This is a genomic window from Sphingomonas sp., assembly GCF_042091075.1.
GTDB lineage: Bacteria > Pseudomonadota > Alphaproteobacteria > Sphingomonadales > Sphingomonadaceae > Sphingomonas.
On the sequence record NZ_JBELIE010000187.1, the window covers coordinates 1 to 6048 of the forward strand.

Here is a 6048-nt window from a genome sequence, read left to right on the forward strand (position 1 = left end):
TCGCCTCAAGATCACTCGAAAGGACGGCCAGCTATCGATCGGCCGGCGCAACGGCATCTTTCCCGACCATCACGCTATCCGCGTGTACGTCACGCTGCCCGCCTTGTCGGCGGCAAGCATCGTCGGTTCGGGCAATATGTCGGTCGACCGGATCGAGGGCGGCACCTTCACCGCCACCAGTGCGGGATCGGGCGACCTGCGGTTGGCGCGGCTTCGCGTTGGCGAGGCGAGGCTGACGATCGCGGGTTCGGGCGATATCGCCGCCGCCGGCGAGGCGAAACGGCTGGAGGTCAAGCTGGCGGGGTCGGGCACCGTCGCGGCGCCCGCGCTGGTCGCATCGGAAGGCGCGATCGAGATGGCCGGCTCGGGAGACGTGCGTGCCACCATCCGCGGCAATGCCGACGTCAGGATGATGGGGTCCGGTTCGGTCGACCTTGGCAATGACGCCACCTGCACCGTCACGAAGATGGGCTCCGGCAGCGTCCATTGCCGGTGAGGCGCGGCGCGATCGCGATCCTGCCGGGGCTGCTGATCGCGGCGCCCGCCGTGGCGGCGGAGCGGGTGTGGAGCATCGGCAGTATCGAACGGGTGCGAGTGGAGGCGCCGGTCGAAGTGCGCATCGTCACCGGCGCGGGCAATGGCGTGCGGGCGACGGCGTCCGACGCGGCGACCCTGGCGCGGCTGACGGTAGTGGCAAATGGCGACACGCTGCTGATCCGCCAGCCGCGCGGGGCCGCGCCTGCCACGGCGGACGATCGCGCCACCGTTACCGTCTCCACCCCCAGGCTCGCGGCCGTGGCATTGTATAGCGCGGCGACGGTGGCGGTGGATGCGATGCGCGGCGACCGGATCGACCTGTCCGTCACCGAGGGCGGCACGCTCACGATCGAGCAGATCGACTCGCCGATGCTCGCCGCGACGCTGGTCGGCGATGGCGCGATGACGCTTGCCGGGCGCGCCGGCGACGTTCGCCTGATCGCCAACGGCCATGGCGTGCTCCACGCCGCCGGACTGGCGGTGGACCGCCTAGCGGTGCAGGCGCTCGATACGGCGGAGGTGACAGCTACCGCGCGCTTTGCCGCGAGCGTCAACGCCACCGGCACGTCGCTCGTCACCGTCACCTCTCCATCGCCCTGCACCGTACGGCGCAGCGGCGATGCGCAGGTGACGTGCGGACGCTGACGGCAGCGGTCGACACGCCCTATCCCTCGGCCACCGCCTGTTGTGATGCCTGCTCCACCCGCGCCCGTTCCGCGAGCATCAGCGTCGAGCTGGCCTTCGCCAGAACCTTCCCCCCGCCATCGAGCAAGCGCCCTTCGAAAAAGCAGGTGCGCCGTCCGCGCTGCTCCACCCACGCCTCGGCGATCACGAGGCCGGGGCGCGCGGGGGCGAAGAAGCTGACCTTCAGTTCAAGCGTCATCGGCACCACGCCGGAGCCCGCCATCGCGATCGCGGCATGCGCCATCGCCGCGTCGATCCAGCCGGTGACGAAACCGCCCTGCACGACCCCGCCCGAATGACACATATGCGCACCGGCATGATATTCCAGCCGCGCGCGACCGAGCGGATCCATCTCGATCACCCGGACCAGCCCCAACGTGCGCGACAGGTCGTGCGTCTGCGTTTCCCCGGTCATCCCGCTCCCCCTGGCCGCCAAAGGAGAAACGTGGCGACCGTCGACGGCGCTGTCAAAGCCGGCGGCGAATCGCCCCGGTATCCGGGCCGAGCGTCACGCGCTCTCCGGCCCCAGCGTCGCATCCACATCGCGGGGGCGGATGAAGCGTGTCAGCGTCGCGCCGCCGGCCACCACCTGCGCCCAATCGTCGACCGCGAACGTCAATTCCGCGAGCGTGGCGGTGGGATATTTCTCCTCCACACAGTCGCGAAGCGTGCCGGGCTCGTCGGGGGCGAGCAACAGCACCAGATCCTCCAGCCCCGGATTGTGCCCGACCAGCAGCAGGGAGGCGATGGAGGCGGGGCATTCGTGGATGATGTCGAGCAGGCTGGCCGCCGAGGCGAGATACAGCCGCTTGTCCCATTCGGGGGACAGCGCGCCATAACCCTGGCCGACGTCTTCGAGCGTTTCCTGCACCCGTACCGCCGGAGACGCGAGCACCCGATCGAAGCGCAACCCGATCGACCGCAAATGCCGCCCCATCGTCGTGGCGGCACGCCGCCCCTTGGGGTTGAGCGGGCGATCGAAATCGCGCGCGACGGGATCGTCCCAGCCCGATTTGGCGTGGCGCAGCAGCGTCAGCGTCTTCACCGGTGCTGATCTCCGTTAGCCTTGGTCGATGTGCGCCTCATGCCCGATCGCGGTCGCCGAGGAAAGGCGGCTGCGCACTCGATCGACCGCTTCGTCGAGCGGAAGGCGCACGATCGGGACACCCGGCGGAAAGGCATCGAGCAGCCGCGACGGCATCGCCGCCGACAGCAGCACGAACAGGCCGGCATCGTCGCCGCGGCGAATCAGCCGGCCGAACGCCTGCGCCAGCCGCGCGCGCACGATCCGGTCGTCATAGCCTCTGCCGCCGCCGTGATCCTCGGCGGCCAGCCGCCGCGCGGCATGCAGCACCGTCGGCTTCGGCCAGGGAACGCCCTCCATCACCACCAGGCGAAGCGAGTGACCGGGCACATCGACCCCGTCGCGCAGCGCGTCGGTGCCGAACAGGCTGGCATGCGAATCGTCGCGGAAGATATCGACCAGCGTGCCGGTATCGACCGGATCGACATGCTGGGCATGAAGCGGCAGGCCGGCGCGGGCGAGCCGATCGGCGACCCGCGCATGCACCGCGCGCAGCCGGCGGATCGCGGTGAACAGCCCCAGCGCGCCACCCGCGCTCGCCTCGATCAACCGCGCATAGGCGGTGGCCAGCGCGGCGATATCGCCGCGCTTCACGTCGGTGACGATCAACACTTCGGCATGCTGCGCATAGTCGAACGGGCTCGCCACGCTGAACCGTCCCGGCGGGCGGGGCAGATGCGGAGCGCCGACGCGGGCTTCGGCAATGTCCCAGTCCCCACCGGCCGTCAGCGTCGCGGAGGTGATCAGCGCGCCATGCGCCGGTTTCAGCACCGTTTCGGCGAATGGCACGGTGGGATCGAGCCACCGCCGGTGCAGCCCCATGTCGAACTCGCGGCCCTCGATTCGATCGACCGCCAGCCAGTCGACGAAGCGTGGATCCGCCGGGCCGCCGACCCGCGCCAGCAGCGCCAGCCAGCCGGCGACCGTCCCCGCGCGCCACCCCAGCGAAGCGATCGCACCTTCGATGCGGGCGCGGGCGGGGCCGTCCATCCAGTCCGGCGCGTCCGCCAACACCGCCTCCAGCCGCTTGCCCAGCGCCACCATCGGTCGCACGAGCGTGTCGAGCGCGTGCGCGGCGGGGGCCGCCGCCTCGATCAGCGCAGGGGTCGGTTCGGCCAGTTCGGTCTCAAGCCCATAGCCCGCCTCCGCCCCCTGTTCGGCGCGTGCATAAGCGAGCCCGCGTACCGCGGCGAGCAGCGTCTCGATCGCGCCGAACGGCGCCCCTTCCGCGATCCGCGCCAGCCAGCCTTCGGCGGCGAGCGATGTGGCGGCGGCCGCGATCTCGCCGATCGCCCGCCCACCCTGCTCGTCATAGCTGGCGACATCCGACAGCCGCGCCTGCAATCCACGCCGCCGCCCGCGGGCGCTGCCCTCCGGCCCGATGATCCAGCGGCGCAGCTCGATCGTCTCCTGCCCGGTCAGCGCGGTGCCGAACATCGCGTCGGCGGCATCGAAGACATGATGCCCCTCGTCGAAGACATAGCGCGTCGGGCGCGTCGACAGCTCACGGCCGCGCGCCGCATTGACCATCACCAGCGCGTGATTGGCGATCACCAGATCGGCCTCCGCCGAGGCTCGCGCCGCACGCTCGATGAAGCATTTGCGATAATGCGGGCAGCCGGCATAGACGCATTCGCCGCGCCGGTCGGTCAACGCCGTGCTGCCGTTGCGGCGGAACAGCGTCGTTAACCAGCCCGGCAGATCGCCGCCCACCATGTCACCATCGTCGGTATAGGCCGCCCAGCGCGCCACCAGATGCGCGAGGATCGCGGCGCGCCCCGCGAAACCGCCCTGCAAGGCGTCTTCGAGGTTCAGCAGGCACAGATAATTCTCCCGCCCCTTGCGGGTGACCACCCGCGCCTTGCGGATCGCGCGATCGGGATGGAGCCGGGTCGTTTCATACCCCAGCTGGCGCTGCAGCGCCTTCGTATAAGTTGAGATCCACACCGCGCCGCCCGCCTGCTCGGCCCATAAGGAAGCCGGCGCCAGATAGCCCAGCGTCTTGCCGATCCCGGTGCCCGCCTCCGCCAGCATCAGGTTGGGCGTGTCACGCGCCAACCGCGGGGCGAAGGCGGCGGTGGCGGCACTGGCATAGGCGCGCTGCCCGCTCCGCGCCTCCGCGCCCTGCCCGGTCAGCCGGTCGAGCCGCTCCAGCACGGCATTGTCCTCCAGCGTCACCGTCCTGGGCGCGGGGCGCGGCGCGCTTTCGCTCCATTCCGGCAAGCGCGCGAACAGCCAGCGCTCGTTGGTCGCCGGCTTGGCGAGCCGCGACGCGATCAGCGGCGCCCATGCCCAGCGCGCCCGCGACAGCGATTGTGCGGCGGTCCACGCTCCCTCCCGCTCCGGCCAGTCGCCGTCGGTGACGGACAGCAACCGCTCGGCCGCCGCCAGCAGGAACAGGGCGACGTCCGCGTCGCGGCCCGGCACAGCGAGACCGCAGGCCTGCGCCAGCCCCTTGGGCGTCGGTACCATGAACCGCGCCGGATGGAGGAAGGCGAACAGCTCTAGCACGTCAAGCCCCGAGAGATCGCCATAGCCCAGCCGCTGGCCGATCAGCGGGGCATTGAGCAGGATCGCGGGCGTATCCGCCGCCAGCCGGATCGCCTCGCCGCGCGACAGCGCGCGAGTCTCCCCGTCGCGAGCCATCCAGATGCCCGAATGACTGGCATGAAGCGCGGGATAGGACAGGGCGGACACCCGACGCAGGTGGCCCCGCCGGTACGGCTTGGCAACCACCCACCCGCTGTCGCTATCGCTTCGCATCTGCAAAGAAGGAGGTGGATTCCCGTCAAGCCGTGTGCTTTAGCCAGCGCGACTCTTTCTTTGACCCTATCACTGCTGGGAGATCGGCCCCGTGAACATCCACGAATATCAGGCCAAGGAGCTGCTCGCGAAGTTCGGCGTTCCCGTACCCGCCGGCTATGCCGCGATGAGCGTGGATGAGGCGGTCGCCGTCTCGAAGAAGCTGCCCGGGCCGCTGTACGTCGTCAAGGCGCAGATCCACGCCGGTGGCCGCGGCAAGGGCAAGTTCAAGGAACTGCCCGAGGGCAGCAAGGGCGGCGTCCGCCTCGCCAAGACCGAGGATGAGGTGCGTCACGCCGCGACCGAGATGCTCGGCAACACGCTGGTGACGATCCAGACGGGCGAGGCCGGCAAGCAGGTGAACCGCCTGTACGTCACCGACGGCGTCGACATCGCCAAGGAATTCTACCTCGCGCTGCTCGTCGATCGCGCCACCGGGCGCGTCGCCTTCGTCGTTTCGACCGAGGGCGGGATGGACATCGAAACCGTGGCGCACGACACGCCCGAGAAGATCCACACCTTTGACGTCGACCCCGCGACCGGTTTCCAGCCGCACCATGGCCGTGCGGTCGCGAATGCGCTGGGCCTGGAGGGCGATCTCGCCAAGCAGGCGCAGAGCCTGGCGGGCAAGGTGTACGACACGTTCCTGGGCACCGACGCCTCGCAGATCGAGATCAACCCGCTCGCCGTCACCGAGGACGACAAGCTGATGGTGCTCGATGCCAAGGTGGGCTTCGACGGCAATGCGATGTTCCGTCACAAGGATCTGATGGAACTGCGCGACGAGACCGAGGAGGATCCCGCCGAGCTGGAAGCGTCGAAATACGACCTCGCCTATATCAAGCTCGACGGTGACATCGGCTGCATGGTCAACGGCGCGGGCCTGGCGATGGCGACGATGGACATCATCAAGCTGAACGGCATGTTCCCGGCCAACTTCC

General features: G+C 69.8%; 6 protein-coding genes. 3 read left to right on the forward strand and 3 right to left on the reverse strand.

Features of this window, described 5'->3' with window-relative positions; all coding sequences use genetic code 11:
• A partial coding sequence (locus tag ACFDSW_RS14715) for a GIN domain-containing protein (RefSeq protein ID WP_375251024.1) occupies window positions 1–496 on the forward strand: 496 nt, incomplete at its 5' end.
• The gene (locus ACFDSW_RS14720; protein ID WP_375251025.1) at window positions 493–1182 is read left to right on the forward strand and encodes a GIN domain-containing protein; all 690 of its coding nucleotides are present in this window, start codon (window positions 493–495) and stop codon (window positions 1180–1182) included. The genes ACFDSW_RS14715 and ACFDSW_RS14720, both read left to right, overlap by 4 nt.
• A 19-nt stretch (window positions 1183–1201) precedes the next feature.
• Here the strand turns inward: ACFDSW_RS14720 and ACFDSW_RS14725 are convergent, their stop codons facing one another.
• The 3 genes from ACFDSW_RS14725 to ACFDSW_RS14735 form a co-directional block, all read right to left on the reverse strand.
• Window positions 1202–1636, reverse strand: a complete 435-nt coding sequence (locus ACFDSW_RS14725; protein ID WP_375251026.1) for a PaaI family thioesterase — start codon at window positions 1634–1636, stop codon at window positions 1202–1204.
• 93 nt (window positions 1637–1729) lie between these two features.
• Window positions 1730–2266, reverse strand: coding sequence for a histidine phosphatase family protein (locus tag ACFDSW_RS14730; RefSeq protein WP_375251027.1), 537 nt, complete (start codon window positions 2264–2266; stop codon window positions 1730–1732).
• Between the two features lie 15 nt (window positions 2267–2281).
• A complete protein-coding gene (locus tag ACFDSW_RS14735; protein WP_375251029.1) occupies window positions 2282–4951 on the reverse strand; it encodes an ATP-dependent DNA helicase in 2670 nt (889 codons plus the stop codon).
• Between the two features lie 208 nt (window positions 4952–5159).
• Here ACFDSW_RS14735 and sucC point away from each other — a divergent pair.
• Window positions 5160–6048 (forward strand): ADP-forming succinate--CoA ligase subunit beta (sucC, locus tag ACFDSW_RS14740; RefSeq protein WP_375251028.1); only part of this gene is annotated, 889 nt, incomplete at its 3' end.

What these genes read in the sequence shown, in the direction of transcription:
- ACFDSW_RS14725 (WP_375251026.1), bottom strand. Translation starts at nt 1,636, where the DNA reads ATGACCGGGGAAACGCAGACGCACGACCTGTCGCGCACGTTGGGGCTG.
- ACFDSW_RS14735 (WP_375251029.1), bottom strand. Translation starts at nt 4,951, where the DNA reads ATGGCTCGCGACGGGGAGACTCGCGCGCTGTCGCGCGGCGAGGCGATC.